Source organism: Streptococcus sp. 5905 (assembly GCF_013276505.1).
Lineage (GTDB): Bacteria > Bacillota > Bacilli > Lactobacillales > Streptococcaceae > Streptococcus.
In genome coordinates, this window is record NZ_VMLC01000001.1 from 171993 (window position 1) to 194801 (window position 22809).

16 protein-coding genes are annotated in these 22809 nt (G+C 40.8%); 15 read left to right on the top strand and 1 reads right to left on the bottom strand.

The window, feature by feature from the left end:
- Positions 1-42: 42 nt before the first annotated feature.
- Complete coding sequence (scrK, locus tag HT680_RS00800) at positions 43-930, top strand: fructokinase ScrK (protein ID WP_173257519.1); 888 nt, start codon at positions 43-45, stop codon at positions 928-930.
- 46 nt (positions 931-976) lie between these two features.
- Here the strand turns inward: scrK and HT680_RS00805 are convergent, their stop codons facing one another.
- Positions 977-1594: a TVP38/TMEM64 family protein gene (locus HT680_RS00805; protein ID WP_061417446.1), complete on the bottom strand. Its 618-nt coding sequence runs from the start codon at positions 1592-1594 to the stop codon at positions 977-979.
- Positions 1595-1729: 135 nt separating this feature from the next.
- Between HT680_RS00805 and HT680_RS00810 the strand changes: the two genes are divergently transcribed.
- From HT680_RS00810 to cysE, 14 genes are all read left to right on the top strand, one after another.
- Positions 1730-4363 carry a DEAD/DEAH box helicase family protein gene (locus HT680_RS00810; protein ID WP_173257521.1) on the top strand — a complete coding sequence of 878 codons (2634 nt, stop codon included), beginning with the start codon at positions 1730-1732 and terminating at the stop codon, positions 4361-4363.
- 426 nt (positions 4364-4789) lie between these two features.
- Positions 4790-5551 (top strand): DUF6261 family protein, encoded by a 762-nt coding sequence (locus HT680_RS00815; protein ID WP_173257523.1) that lies wholly within the window; start codon positions 4790-4792, stop codon positions 5549-5551.
- Positions 5552-5657: 106 nt separating this feature from the next.
- The gene (locus HT680_RS00820) at positions 5658-7502 is read left to right on the top strand and encodes a P-loop NTPase fold protein (RefSeq protein ID WP_173257526.1); all 1845 of its coding nucleotides are present in this window, start codon (positions 5658-5660) and stop codon (positions 7500-7502) included.
- Between the two features lie 178 nt (positions 7503-7680).
- Positions 7681-9252 (top strand): type I restriction-modification system subunit M, encoded by a 1572-nt coding sequence (locus tag HT680_RS00825; protein WP_173257528.1) that lies wholly within the window; start codon positions 7681-7683, stop codon positions 9250-9252.
- The gene (locus HT680_RS00830) at positions 9242-10249 is read left to right on the top strand and encodes a virulence RhuM family protein (protein WP_173257530.1); all 1008 of its coding nucleotides are present in this window, start codon (positions 9242-9244) and stop codon (positions 10247-10249) included. The genes HT680_RS00825 and HT680_RS00830 overlap by 11 nt, the downstream gene beginning before the upstream one ends.
- Positions 10249-11490, top strand: a complete 1242-nt coding sequence (locus tag HT680_RS00835) for a restriction endonuclease subunit S (RefSeq protein WP_173257532.1) — start codon at positions 10249-10251, stop codon at positions 11488-11490. The genes HT680_RS00830 and HT680_RS00835 overlap by 1 nt, the downstream gene beginning before the upstream one ends.
- A gap of 109 nt (positions 11491-11599) precedes the next feature.
- On the top strand, positions 11600-12073 hold the full coding sequence (locus tag HT680_RS00840; protein WP_345890210.1) for a restriction endonuclease subunit S: 474 nt from the start codon (positions 11600-11602) through the stop codon (positions 12071-12073).
- A 56-nt stretch (positions 12074-12129) separates the two neighbouring features.
- On the top strand, positions 12130-15174 hold the full coding sequence (locus tag HT680_RS00845; protein WP_173257536.1) for a type I restriction endonuclease subunit R: 3045 nt from the start codon (positions 12130-12132) through the stop codon (positions 15172-15174).
- Positions 15175-15298: 124 nt separating this feature from the next.
- Positions 15299-15703, top strand: a complete 405-nt coding sequence (locus tag HT680_RS00850; RefSeq protein WP_173257538.1) for a YbgA family protein — start codon at positions 15299-15301, stop codon at positions 15701-15703.
- Positions 15687-16049, top strand: coding sequence for a TIGR02328 family protein (locus HT680_RS00855; protein WP_173257540.1), 363 nt, complete (start codon positions 15687-15689; stop codon positions 16047-16049). Before HT680_RS00850 ends, HT680_RS00855 begins: the two co-directional genes overlap by 17 nt.
- Before the next feature lie 243 nt (positions 16050-16292).
- Positions 16293-18542 carry a 5-methyltetrahydropteroyltriglutamate--homocysteine S-methyltransferase gene (gene metE / locus HT680_RS00860; protein WP_173257542.1) on the top strand — a complete coding sequence of 750 codons (2250 nt, stop codon included), beginning with the start codon at positions 16293-16295 and terminating at the stop codon, positions 18540-18542.
- Positions 18543-18634: 92 nt separating this feature from the next.
- Positions 18635-19501 (top strand): methylenetetrahydrofolate reductase [NAD(P)H], encoded by an 867-nt coding sequence (gene metF / locus HT680_RS00865; RefSeq protein ID WP_173257544.1) that lies wholly within the window; start codon positions 18635-18637, stop codon positions 19499-19501.
- Between the two features lie 460 nt (positions 19502-19961).
- Entirely contained in the window at positions 19962-22175 is a 2214-nt protein-coding gene (pnp, locus tag HT680_RS00870) for a polyribonucleotide nucleotidyltransferase (RefSeq protein WP_173257546.1), read from the top strand.
- A 15-nt stretch (positions 22176-22190) separates the two neighbouring features.
- Positions 22191-22808: a serine O-acetyltransferase gene (gene cysE, locus HT680_RS00875; RefSeq protein WP_173257548.1), complete on the top strand. Its 618-nt coding sequence runs from the start codon at positions 22191-22193 to the stop codon at positions 22806-22808.
- The last annotated feature ends 1 nt before the right edge of the window (position 22809 follow it).

Sequence of the window (22809 nt, forward strand, 5' to 3'; positions counted from 1 at the left end):
AAAATGTGCTATAATAGAGAAAACAAAGATAAGAGGTTTATCATGACAAAATTATATGGAAGCTTAGAAGCGGGCGGTACAAAGTTTGTCTGTGCTGTCGGAGATGAAAATTTTAACGTTGTAGAAAAAACACAGTTTCCTACAACAACTCCTATCGAGACGATCGATAAAACCATCGAATTCTTTTCAAAATTCGATAATCTTGCAGGCCTTGCCATCGGTTCCTTCGGTCCCATCGATATCAATAAAAACTCAAAAACCTATGGTTTTATCACAACGACTCCAAAACCTCACTGGGCAAATGTAGACTTGCTTGGTGCCCTCCGTCGCGCCCTCAACGTACCCATGTATTTCACCACTGACGTAAACAGCTCTGCCTATGGTGAAGTGGTTGCTCGTAACAATGCTGGCGGTCGTATCGAAAACTTGGTTTACTACACGATCGGTACAGGGATTGGTGCAGGTGTTATCCAACGTGGTGAGTTTATCGGTGGTGTAGGTCACCCTGAGATGGGGCACTACTATGTGGCTAAACACCCAATGGATGTAGAAAAAGAATTTAACGGCGTTTGTCCTTTCCACAAGGGCTGTTTGGAAGGCTTTGCGGCTGGTCCAAGCCTCGAAGCCCGTACAGGTATTCGTGGTGAAAACATCGAACTCAACAGTTCTGTCTGGGACGTTCAAGCCTACTATATCGCTCAAGCTGCGGTCAATGCTACAGTGACTTTCCGTCCAGACGTGATCGTCTTTGGTGGTGGAGTTATGGCCCAACAACACATGCTGGACCGTGTGCGTGAGAAATTCACAGCTCTCCTCAACGGCTACCTACCAGTACCAGACGTGCGTGACTACATCGTGACACCTGCAGTTGCTGGAAATGGTTCTGCCACACTTGGGAACTTTGTCCTTGCTAAGAGTGTCGCAAAATAAAACAAACAAAACATCCGCTTGGGAAACCAAACGGATTTTTCTATTCTCAAAACATCTGCCAGAAGAAATCAATAATATAAGTCAAACCATAAGTGTAAACCACTAGGGTAAAGGGCTTGGTCAGAATGATGATAATCATATAGCGTTTGAAGGTCATCTTGGTGAGGGCAGCCAGCATACAGAGAAAGTCAGCTGGACTGACAGGCCAGATCATCATAAAGATAAAGAACCGCTCGAAACGATTGCCCTTATCTAGCCAACCGATGTACTTGTCATAGGTGCGCTTGCTGACGACGGACTGGACAAAGGCAGCCCCATAGAGACGGACGAGGTAAAAGATAATGGCACAGCCAATCACGATGCCGATATAGTTATAGATGGTTCCGATGATGTGGCCGTAAATAAAGACCCCAGCCACTGAGGTCAAAGCTCCCGGAATGATCGGAACAACAGTTTGTAGGATTTGTAAAAAGATAAAGAGTGGTGGCCCCCAAAGCCCAGCTTGCTGAATAAAGTCTGATAGGGTTTCCTTTGACTGTAAAACACCCGCCTGATAGGCCCAAATACAGAAAATCAAGGTGCCGACTCCCCCGACGATAGACGAAATATTGATGACTTGCTGTAGAAGGGGAGAAACAGCTTTCATTTGCTTATGCTGTGACATAGAAACTCCTTATAGATAGTATGGTTCTACTATACCATATTTTTCTTATAAAGACTAATTTGATTCCTTATCTTGCTTTTTATATAAGTGTGGTACAATTAAAGGAGTAAGTCAAGAGATATAACGGTGAAAGAAATGTTAGATTTAAAATTTAAAGGAAGATGGAGAAAGTACCAAAAGGAAGTCTTAGATCGTTTTCAGAACTATCAAACAGATGGGCATGTTCACCTAGTGGCGGCACCAGGGTCCGGCAAGACCACCATTGGTATCGAGCTGATCGCTCGTTTTGGCAACCCAGCCCTTGTCTTGGTTCCGACTGTCACCATTCGTGAACAATGGGTAGATAGGATCCAAACAGCCTTTTTAGAGAACGAACAGAAGATTTCAGATCTCGTTTCCCAAAACTTAAAGGAGATGAAAGCATTAACGATTGTGACCTATCAGGCTTTTCATAGCGCTATGAACCAATTGCAATCACAAGAAGATGGAGAAGCAGAGGATTTTGTGGGGTTTGATTTGCTTGCAAGTCTAAGAGCTCAGAAAGTTGCTACTCTTTGCTTGGACGAATGCCACCACCTGCGCAATGAATGGTGGAAAAGTCTGGAAACCTTTCGCAAGCAGTATGGACAGTTGCAAGTCGTCTCCCTGACAGCAACACCACCTTATGACAGCGAGCCTGAACTCTGGGAACGCTATATCCGTATGTGTGGGGAAATCGACCAAGAAATCACGGTACCTGAACTAGTCAAGGAAGACACTCTCTGCCCTCATCAGGATTTTGTTTATATCTGTTCACCAACAGCTGAAGAGTCGGAACGTCTCAAACGGTTTGAGGAGACTAAGTGGGACTATATTCATCACCTTATAGTCGATCCTGATTTTCAAACATTTGTAGCAGGGGCTAAGGTTCTCAAAGGGGATATTTCATCTGATTTGCTCTTAGAAGATCCCAAGTATTTTTCTGCTATGTTGATTTATATGCATTATCAGGGGTTAACGATTCCTCCCTCTTTACAAAATTTACTGGGAACCCAGAAGCTTCCAGCATTGACCTCCTACTGGTTGGAGACGCTGTTGCAGAGCATACTCTATCAGACACCAGATTGGTATGAGGATCCAGATGGATATAGGAAAAAGTTAGAGGCTGAGTTGAAGGCGCGTGGGTTGGTGGAAAAACGTCAGGTTTATCTGGTTAAGTCTAAGGCTTCTGACCAGCTTTTAACCCAATCTCTGGGGAAGTTGTCTGCCATTGCCGATATCTTTTTGACGGAGTATGAGAGTCTAGGTCAGGAACTGAGACAGTTAGTATTAGCTGACTATATTCGCAAGGATTTTGCCACCTATCTGGGAGATGATCAGGCGACCATTTCTCAGTTGGGGGTTCTCCCTTATTTTGAAAGCATTCGTCGAAAAGCTCAGGAGCAAGAGATACCTGTGTCTTTGGCTGTCTTGTCAGGTAGTGTCGTTATTTTGCCTACCGATGTGGCAGCAGAGTTGAAGGAACTCTTGCCTCAGGTTCCTCTTAGTTTCTCATCTATTGGTCACTTGGATCCAAAAGATTATGTGCAGGTTGGTTTTCCAAGCTCAGCTAAGGGTATTGTAGCGGCGGTGACGGAGCTTTTTCAACGCGGTCGGATCCAAATCCTAGTTGGAACCAAATCTCTCCTCGGAGAGGGTTGGGATGCCCCTTGTGTCAATTCCCTAGTCCTTGGAAGTTTTGTGGGGAGCTTTATGCTGAGTAATCAGATGCGGGGGCGAGCTATTCGTATCTGGCCGGGACATCCAGAAAAGACCAGTAACATCTGGCATCTGGTAGCCGTTCAAGCGCAAGCGCTCATCACTCTTCCTGGTGAGGAGCCAAGACCAGAGAGCAATCAGGATCTGCAGACCTTGTCGCGACGGATGGAGCATTTCCTTGGCTTGACCTATAAACAGGAGAGTATTGAGACTGGTTTGGATCGTTTGGATTTTCCAAAGCCCCCTTTTAAGAAAAAGCAAATCAGTGAGTACAATGAGCGAGTTAAGAGTCTCTCCAAGGATCGAGCAGGCTTGAGACAAAAATGGCAGGATGCTCTTGTCGTAGCGGATCAGTTCGAGATAGTTACAGAAGTCGCAACCCAAAAACAGAAGATTCCAGTCATGCTCCAGTTTGATGCATTAAAATGGGTTCGCATGTCATTGCTCTTGTTGGCAGTGGATTTGTTGGTTTTGCTATTTAGACTGAGACTGAACGGTGTTTGGTGGCTTACGGTAGCCTGTCTCCTCTTTTTGGCCTTTGCATCTTGGCGCTACCTCTCCTATAAGAGTCCTTATAAACGCTTGCAGTCTCTGGGCGAGCAGATCCGAAAGGCTCTGCTAGATTTGGGGCATCTAACGGACGATCAATCCCGTGTTCAGGTAGAGGAGGACAAGGAAAATTATATGGTTTTTGCCTATCTCAAGGGAGGAAGCATGAGGGACAAGGAGCTGTTTGCGCAGACTGTGGGAGAGTTCTTTGCTCCAGTGGACAACCAGCGCTATCTCTTGAAGGCAGAGAAAGTCCGACAAGGTCAGTCACCTTACTATGCCATGCCTAGTCTTTTTGACAAACGCAAAGAAGAAGCACAGAAATTCCTCGACTTTCTGACGCCGACTATCGGACGTTATCACCTCGTCTACACACGAACAGAGGCCGGACGGAAAATCCTTCTCGAAGCTCGTATCAAAGCTCTCTCTAACAAAAACGACCGTATCTTGACTAAGAAGAAGGTTAAAAGCCAGTTGGAGTAGGGTAGGTAGCTATTCGAAGTTTCGAAGATATGAATTTACTAAAGTTTATATGCATTCTAAACTTAGAATGACAAGAAATACATAAATTTAAGAGCATTCTAAGCTTCGGATAGTCTAGCTGAGAAAGTTTTGAGGTCTTAGAACTTTCGAATAGTCGTCTTTCCTAAAGTTTAGATGTATTCTAAAGCTAGAAAAGTTAAAATCTAAAAATAGTAAGGTCTCTATCTGACAGACGGATGTGTGTCTAGTCAGATAGGGATTTTTTGTTTTGGAAATAAAAGATTTGCCCTGAGAAGTACATTTTAGATGGAAATATTGACAGTTCAGAGGAAGGGGGACAAATCTTTTAAAGTAACTGTTAGAATGGATTTATAAATTTAAGGGAAAACTCCTTTTTGAAATAATGAAAAAAGAAAGGTTATCATTATGACAAAAATATTCACTATCCGTCCACTAAGCTATACTAACTTTACCAACCGTGAGTTTGAAAGTCTCATGGTAGACACGGGTCAACTACTAGAAGTTTTTGCCAAGGCACATAAGGACGAGCCTATGTATAGCAAGCACCTTGATTCCTTTAAGAGTAAGCTAGCAGACTTCCAAGCCCAACTTGCTACAGTGGAAAAGAAAGAGGCGACTAACCTGACCGAAGTCGATCGCAATCGTGACAGTGCTCTAGTTGGTCTCTTTACCCTTCATCGAGGATTTGCTAAGATCAAGGAGGTCAAACTCAAAGAAGCCCATGAGACATTGAAACCAGTCTTTGCTAAGTACAAGGATATCACCAAGCACAGCAATGATGTGGAAACGGCAGAAATCAAGAGTTTGCTCAAAACCCTCAGCGAAGAACCCTATCACACGGCAGTGACCAGTCTAGGACTGACACCTATGCTGACGGCGGTGATCAGTGCGCAGGAGGAGTATGATCAAGTGGAGAGTAAGGCGCGTGCTCACAAGTCTGCCAAGGAAGTTGGCAAGACCAGACAAGTCCGTACTGAACTAACCAGTATCTACGACCTCTTTATGCGCTATACCGCAGCCAGTGCAGAAGCCTATCCTGAGAAGGAACACCTGACCAAACTCCTCAAGGATCTGAATACAATCCGAGATAGCAAGCGCCGATTGACTGGTTCGAACAAGAAGGATAAGAAAGTAAAATCAGAAGAAACTACACAAGTAGCAGGATAAGAATAACCCCTTAGAAGCAGATTTCTAAGGGGATTTTTGTTGGATTCGTGGTATAATTTTAGGGAAAGTATAAGGTTATAAAATATTTTTTTTAGAAAGAGATACTATGGATGATAGATTCATTACATTAAAGCACATTGATACCTTCGTTGCAGCTAAAAATGTCGCTAAATTACTTGAAGAAAATAAAACTTATTTCTTAAATGGGAACTGGGGTTCTGGAAAAACAGAATTTCTAGTTGAAGTTGGTAGGAATACTAGTAAAAAATTAGTTACGATAGACTTTTGGAGATTAAGCGATAACCGCTCAACGATTGAGATTGTTTTTTCGAAATTACACCCGTTGGTATATAGCTTTTTAAGGATTTTCATAGTTTTATGTGTCGCAGTTTCTATCTTAATGACTAATGTAGTTGATTTGGGTTTAAGCTCTTTTTTTGAATCTTTTTGTGTTAAATTAATTATTGGGAGTATTGTTTTATTAGTAGCAATCTATCAATTTTTTAAAATCCAATCAGATGGTTTTTACAGTTGTTTACTAACTTCTAAATGTCTGTCATTATCTCGGAAAGTATTAGTTATTGATGATTTTGATCGAATGTCTAACAAACAACAAGAGGAGAGTTATAAAATTTTTAGCTTGCTTAATGGCAAACTTCCAATTGTTTTTGTTGGAGATATTGAGAAAGTGCATCTTAACGAAGATAATTTCCTCTCAAAAATTATTGATAGACGGATAGAACTACCATTTTCTCTTCACCCTTCAAACATTTGGCAAGATTATTTTGAGTTGTTAAGTAAAAAACTTAATACGAGCTTGTCAGATGAGTTTTGGAGAAGGTTTAGCTTTGAAAATAGAAACTTGCGAGATAGAAATCATTTTAATGACTATGTCAATCAAGAATTCTTTTCAAGGGGTAAATTAGGACATGTTCAGGAGGAACAGCAACTTTGGATTATCTATACCTACCTTTTTTATCCTGAATTATATAAACAATTATTAAAGGCTGAAGAAATAAAAGTCAAGGATGATGAAAAAACTAGTTTTGGAGGGGTGTTCAAGTTTGGACGAAGCATACAAGAAATACTGTCCGACATTCAACAATCAGATCCTAACCGATATCCACCAAACTATAAAATGAATAGCTCGGCCTATTTTCTTTATGAAGAATCTCTAAATCGTACAAAAGAGGAATTGGATACATTACTTGAGACAGATAGTGAGGAATTATCAAGAGAACTAAGAGAGGGGAATCATAAGACTGATTTTTATCAATATCTTTCAAGTGAATATAAATCTTTTTCTGAACATCAGAAAGCTAAATTACTACGTATTACTATACAGGAATCTCTGAAATTTTATAATAGTCCTGCAATGGACTATATTGTTGGAGAAAAGTTAAATGAAGAAATTCCCCGATATGAGAGGAATAGTCCTTTAAGTGAAGAAATAATAGGTAGAATTGTGAATTTCTGGGAAACTATTCTGAGAAAAGAAGGTTTGGATCAATCTGAAATCCTTTATTTTATGGAAAAACATAGAGTACTTACCTTCTATGATTTGGGGCTTCACTATTCAAACTTAGAAATTAATAATGGAAATTTCTCTAAGCTAAGACGAAAAGATTATTTCCTCCTGACCTATCTTAGTTCAATTGAAAAATTTAATGAATTTGAAATTTGGGATAGAAGTATCTGGGATGCCATGGAGCAGTTTGGAGGCAGAGAGTTCTTAGTATTTTGGGAAATTCAGGGAATTCTTTCAAATGGATTGGGTTATTACTGTTTTGATGTTGTTCCTAGAAACAAAAAATATTTTCTTATGATGGATGAAAATCAAGATAAAATGAAAAAGAATAGGTCTGTCATTGAAAAGATTCAGCCGCAACTTGAGGAATTAGAAGCTAAAGGATTTACATTCGAGGAGAAAATAGATAGGGAATACTGGTAGGTAATCTATGAGTTTTAAAGGATAATTGGTTAGTATGTTCTCCTTTTAGTAATATCCTTCATGCTTGTACCCTTTTTCCGTGTTAAATTTCGCTCCCACTCGTCCTCCCTAGGTCAAGTGGTTTTTCTTGAAATATGATAAAATAGAAAAGATAATACATTAATTAAGGGAAGTAAAAATGGCAAGTAAAGAAAATGCAGAACGCAAGGAGCTGCATCGTAAAATTTGGGCGATTGCAGACGATGTGCGTGGGGCTGTAGACGGTTGGGATTTTAAGCAATATATCCTAGGTATCCTTTTCTATCGCTTTATTTCAGAGCATATGGCAGACTATTTTGACCGTGCTGAGCATGAAGCTGGCGACTTAGAATTCCGTTATGCTGAATTGAGTGACCAAGAGGCTGAGCAAGATTTCAAACCAGGGACAGTTGAAGATAAGGGATTCTTTATCCTTCCTAGTCAACTATTTGAAAATGTAGTTAAGGATGCTTCACAAAACGAAAATTTAAACGAAGAATTGGCCAATATCTTTCAGGCTATTGAGAAGTCAGCGATTGGCTTTAAATCAGAGGACGATATCAAAGGCTTGTTTGATAACTTAGATACACGAAGTAACATCCTTGGTGGAAGTGTTCCAGAAAAAAATAAACGCCTATCTGATATCCTCAATGGTATCAATAGCATTAACTTTGGCAACTTTCAGGACAATGATATTGATGCTTTTGGGGATGCTTATGAGTTCTTGATTTCTAACTATGCTAGTAATGCAGGAAAAAGCGGGGGTGAATTTTTCACACCACAGACAGTCTCTAAATTACTAGCTCGACTAGTCATGGTCGGCAAGGATAAGATTAACAAGGTCTATGACCCAACTTGTGGGTCGGGTTCACTCTTGTTACAGATGAAAAAACAATATGAAGAACATATTCTAGAGGATGGTTTCTTTGGTCAAGAAATCAACATGACCAACTATAACTTGGCTCGTATGAATATGTTCTTGCACAATATCAACTACAATAACTTTGACATTAAGCGAGGAGACACCCTTTTAAATCCTCAGCATTTAGAAGAAAAGCCATTTGATGCTATCGTTTCTAACCCTCCGTATTCTGTCAAATGGGTGGGAGATGGAGACCCAACGCTGATAAACGATGACCGTTTTGCGCCAGCAGGGAAACTAGCTCCTAAGTCAAAAGCTGACTTTGCCTTTATCATGCATAGTCTCAACCACTTGTCTAATAAAGGTCGGGCAGCTATTGTTTGTTTCCCAGGCATTTTCTATCGTGGAGGTGCTGAAAAGACCATTCGTCAGTATCTGGTAGATAACAACTTTGTTGAAGCAGTCATTGCCCTTCCAGACAATCTCTTCTTTGGAACCTCTATCGCAACTACGATTTTAGTTCTGGCGAAGAATAAACTAGAGAACAAAACCCTCTTTATCGATGCGAGTAAAGAATTCAAAAAAGAGACCAATAACAATATTTTGACAGATAGCAATATTGAGCACATTGTTGAATTGTTCACCAATTATCAAAGTGTAGACTATAAAGCAACTCTTGTTGATAATGAAGTGATTGGTTCAGAGCAGGATTACAACCTCTCTGTCTCAACCTATGTCGAACAAGAAGATACTCGTGAGAAGATTGATATTGATGTGCTCAATAAAGAAATCGCTGAGACTGTGACAAAGATTGACCACTTGCGTGCAGAGATAGATAAGATTGTCGAGGAACTTAGCTATGGCAAATGATGTGATTCTCTATAGAACAGCAGATGATGGCAAGTCCGCTATTGAGCTTCACTTGGATAATGGAACGGTCTGGCTGACCCAACAAGAACTAGCTGAGCTCTTTCAAACTTCCAAGCAAAACATTAGTAAACATATCAAGGCAATATTTGAGGATGGTGAATTAGATGAAACAGTGGTTGTCAACTATCAGTTGACAACCACTCGTCACGGTGCAATAGCTGGAAAAACTCAGTCAAAAAAAGTCGCCTTTTATAATCTGGATATGATTTTGGCGATTGGCTACCGTGTGCGCTCCCCTCGTGGAATCCAGTTTAGGCACTATGCTTCGACAGTCTTGAAAGAGTATCTGATTAAGGGCTTCGCTATGGATGATGAGCGCTTGAAAAACTTGGGTGGAGGCTCTTACTTTAAAGAACTCTTGGAAAGAATCCGAGACATTCGCTCAAGTGAAAAAGTCTTTTACCGTCAGGTTTTAGATCTTTTCGCTACATCTAGTGACTACAATGCAAACTCACCAGAGGCAAAGAAATTCTTTGCGACGGTTCAAAACAAGATGCATTATGCTATTCACCACAATACTGCGAGTGAACTCATCTACAATCGTGTTGATAGTGAAAAGGAGTTTATGGGCTTGACCACTTTTAAGGGCGACCTCCCTACTCTATCTGAAGCAAAAGTTGCCAAGAACTATCTGACAGAGAAGGAACTCCGTGGGCTTAATCAGCTTGTATCAGGATATCTAGACTTTGCTGAAAGACAGGCAGAGCGAGAAGAAGTCATGACCATGGCTGACTGGGTGGCTCACGTAGATCGTATCCTTCAGGCTACTGGGGAAGACTTGCTAGCTAACAGTGGTTCTATCTCTCGTGAACAGATGGAGCATAAGGTGGATAAGGAATATAAGAGCTATCAAACCAAGACCCTTAGTCAAGTTGAAAAAGATTACCTCAAGGAAATCAAAAGCATTGAAAATCTAGCCAAGGAAGGAGGTAAGTGATGAACATCCTAGAAGAAATCCAAAACTGTTCCGTTGAGTGGAAGGAGTTGGGGGAAGTGTGTGAAATTGTCAGAGGAAATGGGTTACAGAAAAAAGATTTTTTAGATGAAGGCATACCTTGTATTCATTATGGACAAATATATACATATTACAGTAGTTACGTATATAAAACGAAATCATTTATCTCTTTTTCTTTATCTGAAAAGTTGAAAAAAGCACAAACTGGCGATATTATTGTAGCGACAACTAGTGAAAATATAGAAGATGTGGGAAAATCTATTGTTTGGTTAGGAGATGGTGATGTATGCATTGGAGGTCATTCTTGTATAATGAAAACGAGAGAAAATTCAAAGTATATAAACTATTATATGCAATCTACTTTCTTTCAAAAACAGAAAGAAAAGCAAGTTATTGGCACTAAAGTTATAGAGCTTTATCCTAAAAATCTATCAAAAATTAAAATCCCAATTCCTCCTCTAGAAATTCAAGAAAAAATCGTGCAAATACTTGACAAAATGACTGAGTATGTTACAGAATTGACCTCAGAATTGACCTCAGAATTGACCTCACGTAAAAAGCAATATTCTTATTATCGAGATAAACTTTTATCTTTTGAGGATGAGGTTTATCAGGTTGAGTGGAAGACTCTAGAGGAAGTAGCTAAATTTAATTATGGCTATACTGATAAAGCGAAAGATACTGGAGATGTTAGATTTATTCGAATCACTGATATTGATGAAAATGGCTATCTCAAGTCGAATGATAAAAAATATATTGCTTTAAGCGAAGAATCTAGAAACTATCTAGTAAAATATGGTGACTTGTTGATGGCTAGAACGGGTGCTACTTATGGAAAAACGCTATTTATTGATACAGATGAAGCTAGCGCGTATGCCTCTTTTTTAATTAAGATTACTCCATCAGAGGAGTTGAATTCAAGATACTATTGGCATTTTTCAAAGAGTGAATTGTATTGGAAACAGGCTAATAATTTAGTTTCAAAGGCTGGCCAGCCTCAGTTTAATGCGAATAGTCTGAAAAATGTAAAAATCCCAGTCCCTTCCCTCGAAATTCAATCTCGCATTGTTCAAGTTCTAGATAACTTTGATACGGTTTGTCATGACCTCAATATCGGACTTCCCAAGGAGATTGAACTTCGTCAAAAACAGTACGAATATTTCCGAGAAAAACTCTTGACATTCGTCGCCGAAGGCGAGTACACTGAGAGTAGAGTAGAGTAGAGTAGAGGAGTGGGACAACTCTGCAATTATCAAACTTTTACAGTGGGTATTTGGTCCAATTCGAGTGAAGTTGGGACAAGTTGTCAATTTACAACGCGGGAAACGTCTTGTGAGACAACAATTAGCTACTACAGGAAATTTTCCAGTTTATCAAAACAGTTTGACGCCCTTAGGATATTATACCGAATCAAACAGAGTGAAAAATACTAGCTTTGTAATTTGTGCAGGTGCGGCTGGTGAAATTGGGTATAGCGCTATGGACTTTTGGGCAGCAGATGATGTCTACACATTAGAGACGTCAGATAATATTTCTGATAAATTTATGTACTATGTCTTGGTAAGTAAGCAAGATAGACTCAAATCGCAAGTTCGAAAGGCAAGTATTCCGAGATTATCTAAGGATGCTATTGATAAAATTACTTTTTACTTACCATCCCTTACAGAACAAGAAAGAATCGTCTCTACCCTTGACAATTTCAATACTTTAACCAACTCTCTTTCTGAGGGCCTTCCAAAAGAAATCAAACTAAGACAGAAACAGTATGAATACTGGAGAGAACAATTATTAAACTTTACTAGATAAATTCTTTAATCATTTTGAGATAGAATCTCAATTAAAACAAAAAAAGGAAGCATGCAATGGTTGATTATTCAAAAGTACATGAAGTAATTGCGGAAACAAATGAAGGGATTCTCTTGGCTGAGTATCAACCAGAGTATCGCACGGATAGAGAGTATCAGTCAGAGGCAGACTTGGAAAATCAGTTAATTTCTGATTTGGTACATCATCTTAACTACGAACGCTTGGATATCCACACACCTACCGAACTCTTAGCAAATGCCAAAGTTCAAATAGAAAAACTCAATAAGGTAACATTTACGAATGCTGAGTGGAATCGCTTTGTAGTGGAATATCTGGATTGTCCCAATGAAGGATTAGTTGAAAAAACTCGAAAAATCCAAGAAAATCATATCTATGACTTTGTTTTTGATGATGGACGGATTAAAAATATTTTTATCCTTGATAAGAAAAATATTCACAACAACAGCATGCAGGTTATCAATCAAGTGACCCAGGTGGGTAGCCATACTAACCGTTATGATGTGACCATCCTAGTAAACGGCCTTCCCTTAGTTCAGATTGAATTAAAGAGACGAGGGGTTAGTCTTAAAGAAGCTTTTGAACAAATTCATAGATATAGTAAGGAAAGTTTCAATAGTGAAAATTCTTTATACAAATATATTCAGATTTTTGTGATTTCCAATGGCACTTATACACGCTACTTTGCAAATACGACAGCTCAAAATAAAAATCATTATGAGTTCACCTGTGAATGGGCAGACCGTAAAAATAAAACAATTCATGACCTTGAAGACTTTACCGTTACCTTTTTGAGCAAACGAGTTCTTTTAGAAGTTTTAACCAAGTATTGTGTTTTTGACTCTGATAATACCTTGCTCATCATGCGTCCTTATCAGATAGCAGCTACTGAGAGTATCATACGCAAGATTAATTCATCTAATGAGATGAAGAACTTTGGCACTATCAATGCCTGTGGCTATATCTGGCATACGACGGGTTCAGGGAAAACCTTGACCAGCTTTAAAACCGCTCGTTTGGCAACAGAGTTGGACTATATTGATAAAGTGATTTTTGTGGTGGATAGAAAAGACCTTGACTATCAAACCATGAAGGAATATCAAAAATTCCAATCAAATTCAGTCAATGGTAGTAACAATACAAAAGAACTCCAACGAAGTATTGAAGAGAATGATGATCGAATTGTTGTCACAACCATTCAAAAGTTAAACAAATTTATAACAGCAAATCCAAATCATGAAATCTATGGTAAAAAATGCGTTTTGATTTTTGATGAGTGTCATCGTTCCCAGTTTGGGAAGGCGCAAAAGCGTATTAAAAAATCCTTTAAACAGTATGCCTTATTTGGATTTACAGGGACTCCAATATTCCCAGAAAATAGCTTGACGGGAGAAACAACGCAAGAGGTTTTTGGCGAACAACTTCATAACTACGTCATCACAGATGCTATTCGAGATAAAAAAGTGTTGAAGTTCAAGGTTGACTACAACTATATCAAGCCTGAAATCAATAAATATAGAGAAGCAGAAAAGGCAGTCGGTCAAGAGCTCGATGAGAAGAAACTCAAAAAGATGGAGAAGGAACTCCTTTTGCATCCTGAACGGATTGGAACCATCACAGAGTATCTGTTGAGAGTTTATAATGATAAGACGCATCGAAATCAACACTATACTCATAAGCAAAAACAACTGTCTGGATTTAATGCCATGTTAGCGGTACAAAGTATTGAAGCTGCTAAACTATACTACGATGAACTCCAGCAACAACAAGCAGCTTTACCAGAAGCTAAACGCTTAAAAGTTGCAACCATCTTTAGCTTTGCCCCTAACGAAGAACAGTCTGCTTATGGGGAAATTCAAGACGAAGAGCTAGACCCTCAAGATACAGCTATGCCTCTATCTTCTAAAGAGTTTCTGGAAAAAGCGATTGATGACTATAATCACATGTTCAAGACTAACTTCTCAACTGATGGGAAAGAGTTTCAAAATTACTATCGTGACCTTTCTAAGAGAGTTAAGTCTAAAGAAGTGGATTTGCTGATTGTAGTAGGGATGTTCTTGACTGGATTTGATGCTCCAACCATGAATACTCTCTTTGTCGATAAGAATCTACGTTATCATGGTTTGATTCAGGCATTCTCGAGAACCAATCGAATTTTTAACAAGGTGAAACCTTTTGGGAATATTGTTTGTTTCCGTGATTTAGAAAAGGCTACGCAAGAAGCTATTAAAACTTTTGGGGATACCAACAAACTTGAAATCATCTTAGAAAAAAGCTTTAGCGAATACATGGATGGTTTTGTCGATCAAGTAACGGGTATCGAGGTCAAAGGCTATACAGCGGTCTGTCAGGAAATTCTGGAAAGATTCCCGAATCCGCAAGAAATTGAAACCGAGCATGATAAAAAGGAGTTTGTTAAGTTATTTGGTGAGTTGTTGAAGCTTGATAATGTCCTTCGAAATTATGACGAATTCCAAGAAATTGACAAACCTATTTCTGAAGGTTATCTTCAGGATTTAAGAAGTGCCTATGTGGAAATTCGAGATGAATTCTTAAACCTTAAAAACTATGAAAAGACCAAAGATATAGATGTTGACCTTTCAGATGTTGAGTTTGAAATTGAACTCTTAAAAACAGATGAGATCAACCTAGACTATATTCTGGCATTGATTGTTGAAAAATCGAAGAACTCTGAGTCTAAGGAAGCAATGAAAGCTGAAGTTAGTCGTGTGATTCGTTCTAGTATCGATATTCGTGCCAAAGAAGAGTTGGTTATTGGATTTATCAATGACACTGATTTGCAAAAATTGAAAGACCATGATGGGATTATCAATGCTTTCTACGAATATGGTAAGGAGCGCAAGAAAATTGCGATTTACAACCTAGCTGAGTCTGAGAAGCTTGTAGCTGATTATCAATTATTCATCGACAAATCAATTCAACGAGGTTATGCTGAAAATAGTGGAACTGATTTGGATTCGATTATTCCACCAACTTCTCGTAGACAAGGAGCGCGTGAACGGAAAAAGCAAGAAGTTTTACGTAAGATTCAGTTGTTGGTAGAAACTTATTCAGGTATTTAAGGATTTGTCGAACAAGGTCTGTTAGAAAAATCAGGCTCTACAAAAGACACTATTAATTCGCTCATTTTTAAGATACAACTTTGTTTCCATATTTCCTGGAAACGGATAGAAAACAAGGAGAAAGATGGAACAAACTAACCAAAAATCCCAATGCCAACAACTCTGGGCTAGAAATAAATACCTCGTTTTGAGCCATTCCAGCAATATTTACAATGAGATTCGCCAATACTTGAAGAATGAAGTGGTGGAGGTCAGCCATGTTCAAAACCTCATTGACCGTGCTTGCCAGATTCCGGAACACAGGGGTCAGGTTTGCAATGCCTTTCAGCATATTTGGGGCTATTTTAAAAAGAAAGCGACTGATGCTGAGCGCAAAGACTATATGCTCTTGCTGGATCGCTACCGCTTTGGTCAAGCTTCTAAGCAAGATTTGATTGCTAAGACTCGAGACTTGCTGGATCGCTATCCAAATACCTACTTGCAACATTCGACTTTACTGAAAGGAGACTCCCATGAGACTTTGGCATGAGGCTTTGATTTCACAACTTCCCCGTCCTCAGCTTTTGGGGCAACATCGAGAATGTTGCGCCCTGCGTGGCAATGGCTGGGGGAGAAAGCATGCGACGGTGGACTATGTCTTTACCCACTCGCCCTATCGTCTCTATGCCTATCATCGCTTGATCATGGAGGAGATGGCTGGCCGTGGCTACAATGTCAGTCCAGAGTGGCTGGACAAGAACTACCGAGGTAAGACCTGCCCTCCTTATCAAGACTTAGTAGAGGAAAAGCTGAAAAGTCCTATCTATAGTGAGCATGATGCTACCTACTATGAGGAGTGTCTGGCAAATCTCCGAGAGAAGGGGATAAACCTATAGTCTTTTCTAATAACAAGCCATAGTCACTTATAAGAATCATCAATAGCTCGTTTGAGCATTTCAACTAAAAGACAACATAAAACAAGCTATACAAAGGATTTGAGACATTTGTTTCAAGTCTTTTTCTTTTGTCCAAAAGAGTGATATAGTTTCAAACTATATCAAATCCTAATTTTTTACAATTATACAGGCGCTTTCTTTTCTGTTAAGATAGTTTCAACAAGAAATTTTGGAGGACACATCATGTCAACTACGATCATCGGTTTCCCTCGTTTGGGTGAATTCCGCGAATTAAAATTTACAACTGAAAAATATTTTAGAAAAGAAATCTCAGAAGAAGAACTGCTTGCAGCAGCAAAAGACTTGCGTGCAAAACACTGGAACATCGTCAAAGAAAAAGGCATCACTGAAATCCCATCAAACGACTTTTCTCACTATGACAACTTCCTAGATGCAGCTTTCCTCTTCAACGTGGTACCTGCTTCCGTTCAAAACTTGGACTTGTCTGACCTTGAGCGCTACTTTGCTTTGGGACGTGGTTACCAAGGAGAAAAAGGGGACGTTCGTGCCCTTCCGATGAAGAAATGGTTTAACACCAACTACCACTACATCGTGCCTAAATTTGAAAAAGACACTCAAGTAAAATTGGCTGGTCACAAGATCTTTGATGAATTCCAAGAAGCCAAAGAACTTGGATTGAAAACTCGTCCTGTTCTTGTAGGTCCATTCACTTTCCTTCAATTGTCAGACTTTGAAGAAGGCGTGAAAGCAGAAGACTTCGTAGACAGCTTTGTGGCTGCTTACCAAGAAGTTTTTTCAAAATTGGCTGAACTTGGTGCAACTCGTATCCAACTCGACGAAGCGGCTCTTGTTAAAGACTTGACAGCTGAAGAAAAAGCTCTCTTCTTGAACCTCTACAACAAACTTTTGGCTGACAAAAAAGGTCTTGAAGTCTTGCTTCAAACTTACTTCGGTGATGTTCGTGATGTCTACTCTGACCTTGTAAACTTGCCAGTTGATGCGATTGGTTTGGACTTCGTTGAAGGTAAGAAAACTCTTGAATTGGTTAAAGGTGGCTTCCCAGCTGACAAGACTCTTTATGCAGGTATTGTCAATGGTAAGAACATCTGGCGTAACAACTACGAAAAGAGCTTGGCTGTTCTTGAGCAAATCCCAGCTGAAAACATCGTATTGACAAGCTCATGCTCACTTCTTCATGTGCCATTTACAACTGCTAACGAAGAATTTGAACCAGCAATCTTGAACCACTTTGCCTTTGCGGTTGAAAAATTGGAAGAACTTCGTGACTTGGATGCTATCCGCAATGGTCAAGGTGCAGAAGCTCTTGCAGCTAACAAAGAACTCTTTGCGACTGAACGTGTGGGTGAAAATGCTGAACTCCGTGCGCGTATCGCTGGATTGACAGACGCTGACTACACTCGTTTGCCAGCTTTTGCAGAACGTGAAGCCATCCAAGAAGAAGCCTTTAAACTTCCAGCCCTTCCAACAACAACAATCGGTTCATTCCCTCAAACTAAGGAAGTCCGTGCGAAACGCTTGGCCTTCCGTAAGGGTGAGTTGTCACAAGAAGAATACGATGCCTTTCTTGCTGAAACCATCGACGAATGGATCAAATGGCAAGAAGAAGTTGGGTTTGACGTGCTGGTACACGGTGAGTTTGAGCGTAACGACATGGTTGAGTACTTCGGCCAAAACTTGTCAGGTTACCTCTTCTCTAAGAATGGTTGGGTACAATCATACGGTATGCGTGGAGTGAAACCACCAATCATCTGGGGTGATGTGACTCGTCTCAACCCAATCACTGTGAAATGGTCTAGCTACGCACAAAGCCGTACTGACAAACCTGTTAAAGGTATGTTGACTGGACCTGTTACCATCCTCAACTGGTCATTCCCGCGTGAAGACATCTCTATCAAGGATTCTACTCTTCAAATCGCCCTTGCTATCAAGGATGAAGTTCTTGACCTTGAAGCTGCTGGTGTGAAAATCATCCAAATCGACGAGGCTGCTCTTCGTGAGAAATTGCCACTCCGTCGTAGCGACTGGTACGAAGATTACCTTGACTGGGCAATTCCTGCCTTCCGCTTGGTACACTCAACAGTAGCGCCAGATACGCAAATCCACACACATATGTGTTACTCAGAATTTACAGATATCATCCCAGCTATTGACAACATGGACGCGGACGTTATTTCCTTTGAAGCCAGCCGTTCAAACCTTGAAATCTTGGACGAACTCAAAGCGAAAAACTTCCAAACAGAAGTGGGACCTGGGGTTTACGATATCCACTCACCTCGTGTGCCAAATGAAGGCGAAATCGACCACACCATCGAAGCTATCCTTGCTAAAGTACCAAGCAAGAAAGTTTGGATCAACCCTGACTGTGGTTTGAAAACACGTGGTATCCCAGAAACAAAAGAAAGCTTGATCCGCCTTGTCGAAGCAGCAAAAGCTGCGCGTGAGAAATTGTAAGATAACATTTCTCTCTTGACATTGGCTGTTCAAGGAACTGCTTGGCCCTAGCTGCTCAGCAATCATGAAATCAAAAGAAAAGGATAATGACTATGTCACGCCAAACGCCGTCACTTTCATTTGAAGTGTTCCCTCCAAACCCAGCTGTGGGTAATGATAAAATTATTTCAGCCTTGCAGGATATGCGGGAGCTGACACCGCACTTTATCAGTGTGACCGCCAGCAATAATAAATTTAATATCAAGGAAACAACGGTTCGTTTGGCTGACTTTATCCAGAATGACTTGGCGATTCCCACTATTGCCCACTTGCCAGCTATCTATCTGACCAAGGACAAAGTTGCTGAAACCATTGCGGACTTGGACAAGGTTGGGGTGCGAAAAATCTTGGCTCTACGTGGGGATATTATCCCTGATGTGGAACCACAAAAGGATTTTAGCTACGCAACGGATTTGATTGAGTTCATCAAGGAACAAGCGCCGCATTTTGATATTGTAGGAGCTTGCTATCCAGAGGGGCATCCTGACTCGCCAACCCAGATCTCGGATATCCAAAATCTTAAGAAGAAAGTAGATGCAGGCTGTTCAAGCCTCGTAACGCAACTTTTCTTTGACAATGAGCGCTTCTATGATTTCCAAGATAAGTGTACCTTGGCAGGGATTGATGTTCCTATTCATGCAGGGATTATGCCTATTCTTAACCGTAACCAAGCGCTTCGTCTCTTGAAGACTTGTGAGAATATCCATCTTCCACGCAAATTCAAATCCATCTTAGACAAGTATGAGCATGACCCTGAGTCGCTCAGAGCAGCAGGACTTGCCTATGCAGTGGACCAAATCGTGGACTTGGTAACCCAGGATGTCGCAGGTGTGCATCTCTACACCATGAACAATGCTGAAACAGCAAAATACATCCACCAAGCAACCCATGCCTTGTTTAACCATCAGTCTTTAGGGTAATCGATTCTTTTAGCACTGAGACGACAGCTTGTCATTTACTTGCTTTTAAATGAAAAATGACAGTTGCGAGAGCCAAAGAATTCGCTAAATAAAATAAACAACAAACCATTCCTCTTTTCATGGGGGAATGGTTCCTTTTTAATAGAAAAGCCCGCACTTTTTAAGAAAAATATGATAAAATAGACTCTGTACGTACTTGATACAAAGATGAGGGTATAAAAAGATTTTTAGCAATTTAAATCTAACAAAAATAGACAGATGCTAGAGAATATTATTCTTAGATATTTCAAAGTATCTAGATAGTTGAACACGGGCTAAATCCCTAGTGAAAAAGATAGATTTCCTGGTGTGCATCGCACACTGCGCCAATCTCCTATTTTCATACGGGATTCTTTACGCCCTTTGTATCCTGATTTTTGTAGGCAAGGCGTATAATTTCATCAATCCAAAGGGGATTTTAATGACAAAACAAGTATTTCAAACGACTTTTGCGGGTCGTGAGTTGGTTGTAGAGACTGGTCAGGTTGCCAAGCAAGCAAATGGCTCTGTTGTCGTGCGTTACGGTGAGTCAACTGTCTTGACTGCAGCCGTTATGTCTAAGAAGATGGCAACTGGGGATTTCTTCCCACTCCAAGTCAACTACGAAGAAAAAATGTATGCGGCTGGGAAGTTTCCTGGTGGCTTTATGAAACGTGAAGGACGTCCTTCAACTGATGCGACCTTGACAGCGCGTTTGATTGACCGTCCGATCCGTCCAATGTTTGCGGAAGGTTTCCGTAATGAAGTCCAAGTGATCAACACCGTGCTTTCTTATGATGAAGATGCCTCTGCTCCAATGGCAGCAATGTTTGGTTCATCTTTAGCGCTTTCTATTTCAGATATTCCATTTGACGGACCAATTGCTGGTGTACAAGTGGGTTATGTAGATGGTCAAATCATCATCAACCCAAGTCAAGAACAAGCAGAGCAATCGCTTCTTGAATTGACAGTAGCTGGTACCAAGCACGCTATCAACATGGTTGAGTCTGGTGCCAAAGAATTGTCAGAAGAAATCATGTTGGAAGCCCTTCTGAAAGGACACGAAGCTGTTAAAGAATTGATTGCCTTCCAAGAAGAAATTGTTGCGGCAGTCGGTAAAGAAAAAGCAGAAGTAGAATTGCTTCATGTGGACGCTGAATTACATGCTGAAATCATCGCAGCCTACAACAGCGACCTCCAAAAAGCGGTTCAAGTAGAAGAAAAATTGGCTCGTGAAGCTGCAACTCAAGCAGTCAAAGACCAAGTGACTGCTGTGTATGAAGAAAAATATGCAGACCACGAAGAATTTGACCGTATCATGCGTGATGTGGCTGAAATCTTGGAACAAATGGAACACGCTGAAGTGCGCCGTTTGATCACAGAAGATAAGGTTCGTCCTGACGGTCGTAAGGTTGATGAAATCCGTCCTTTGGATGCGGTTGTTGACTTTCTTCCTCGTGTGCACGGTTCTGGTCTCTTCACTCGTGGTCAAACTCAAGCCCTTTCTGTCTTGACCTTGGCCCCAATGGGTGAAACTCAAATCATTGATGGTTTGGATCCAGAGTACAAGAAACGCTTTATGCACCACTATAACTTCCCACAATACTCTGTAGGGGAAACAGGTCGTTACGGTGCGCCTGGCCGTCGTGAAATCGGTCACGGTGCTCTCGGTGAGCGTGCTCTTGCTCAAGTCTTGCCAAGTTTGGAAGAATTCCCATACGCAATCCGCTTGGTAGCAGAAGTCTTGGAATCAAATGGTTCATCATCTCAAGCATCTATCTGTGCAGGAACTCTTGCCCTTATGGCTGGTGGTGTGCCAATCAAGGCGCCAGTAGCAGGGATTGCCATGGGTCTGATTTCAGATGGTAACAACTACACAGTATTGACAGATATCCAAGGATTGGAAGACCACTTTGGAGATATGGACTTTAAGGTTGCAGGTACTCGTGACGGGATTACAGCCCTTCAAATGGATATCAAGATCCAAGGGATTACTGCAGAAATCTTGACTGAAGCTCTTGCCCAAGCCAAGAAAGCGCGTTTTGAAATCCTTGATGTGATTGAAGCAACCATCCCAGAAGTTCGTCCAGAATTGGCTCCAACTGCACCGAAAATTGATACCATCAAGATTGATGTGGACAAGATTAAGATTGTCATCGGTAAAGGTGGAGAAACTATCGACAAGATTATCGCTGAAACAGGCGTTAAGATTGATATCGACGAAGAAGGTAATGTTTCTATCTACTCTAGCGACCAAGATGCCATTAACCGTACCAAAGAAATCATCGCTGGCTTGGTTCGTGAAGCGAAAGTGGATGAAGTTTACCATGCTAAGGTTGTTCGTATCGAGAAATTCGGTGCCTTTGTCAACCTCTTTGATAAGACAGATGCACTTGTGCACATTTCTGAAATGGCTTGGACTCGTACCAACCGTGTCGAGGACTTGGTAGCTATCGGTGATGAAGTCGACGTTAAGGTTATCAAGATTGATGAAAAAGGCCGTATCGATGCCTCTATGAAAGCTCTTCTTCCTCGTCCACCAAAACCTGAGCATGATGAAAAAGGTGAAAAGTCTGAGCGTCCTCACCGCCCACGTCATCACAAGGACCACAAACCTAAGAAAGAATTTACAGAAATACCAAAAGATTCAGAATAAGAAAAGGAGAAATGTATGGGATGGTGGCGCGAAACCATTGATATTGTAAAAGAAAATGATCCAGCGGCACGCAACAGTTTGGAAGTTTTGCTGACTTATCCAGGTGTCAAGGCCTTAGCTGCCCACCGTCTCTCGCATTTTCTCTGGAAGCGCGGCTTCAAACTCCTGGCTCGAATGCACAGTCAGTTTTGGCGCTTTTGGACCCAGATTGAGATTCATCCGGGTGCCCAGATAGACTCAGGTGTCTTTATCGACCATGGTTCTGGCTTGGTGATTGGAGAGACAGCGATTGTTGAGAAGGGAGTTCTTCTCTATCATGGAGTGACTCTCGGTGGGACAGGGAAAGACTGTGGCAAACGCCATCCGACCGTTCGTAAGGGAGCTCTCATATCGGCTCATGCCCAAGTTATCGGACCGGTGGAAATCGGCGAAAATGCCAAAGTCGGTGCTGCTGCAGTAGTCGTGGCAGACGTACCTAGTGATGTGACTGTAGTTGGAATTCCGGCTAAGATCGTCCGAGTTCATGGACAGAAGGATGAGCCAACGATTCATGAAGTTGAAGAAAAACGAGAGTACTACGTCAATAAACTCGAGCATGCTAAAGATGCCAGTCACAGATCGTCGGGGTTGTAGA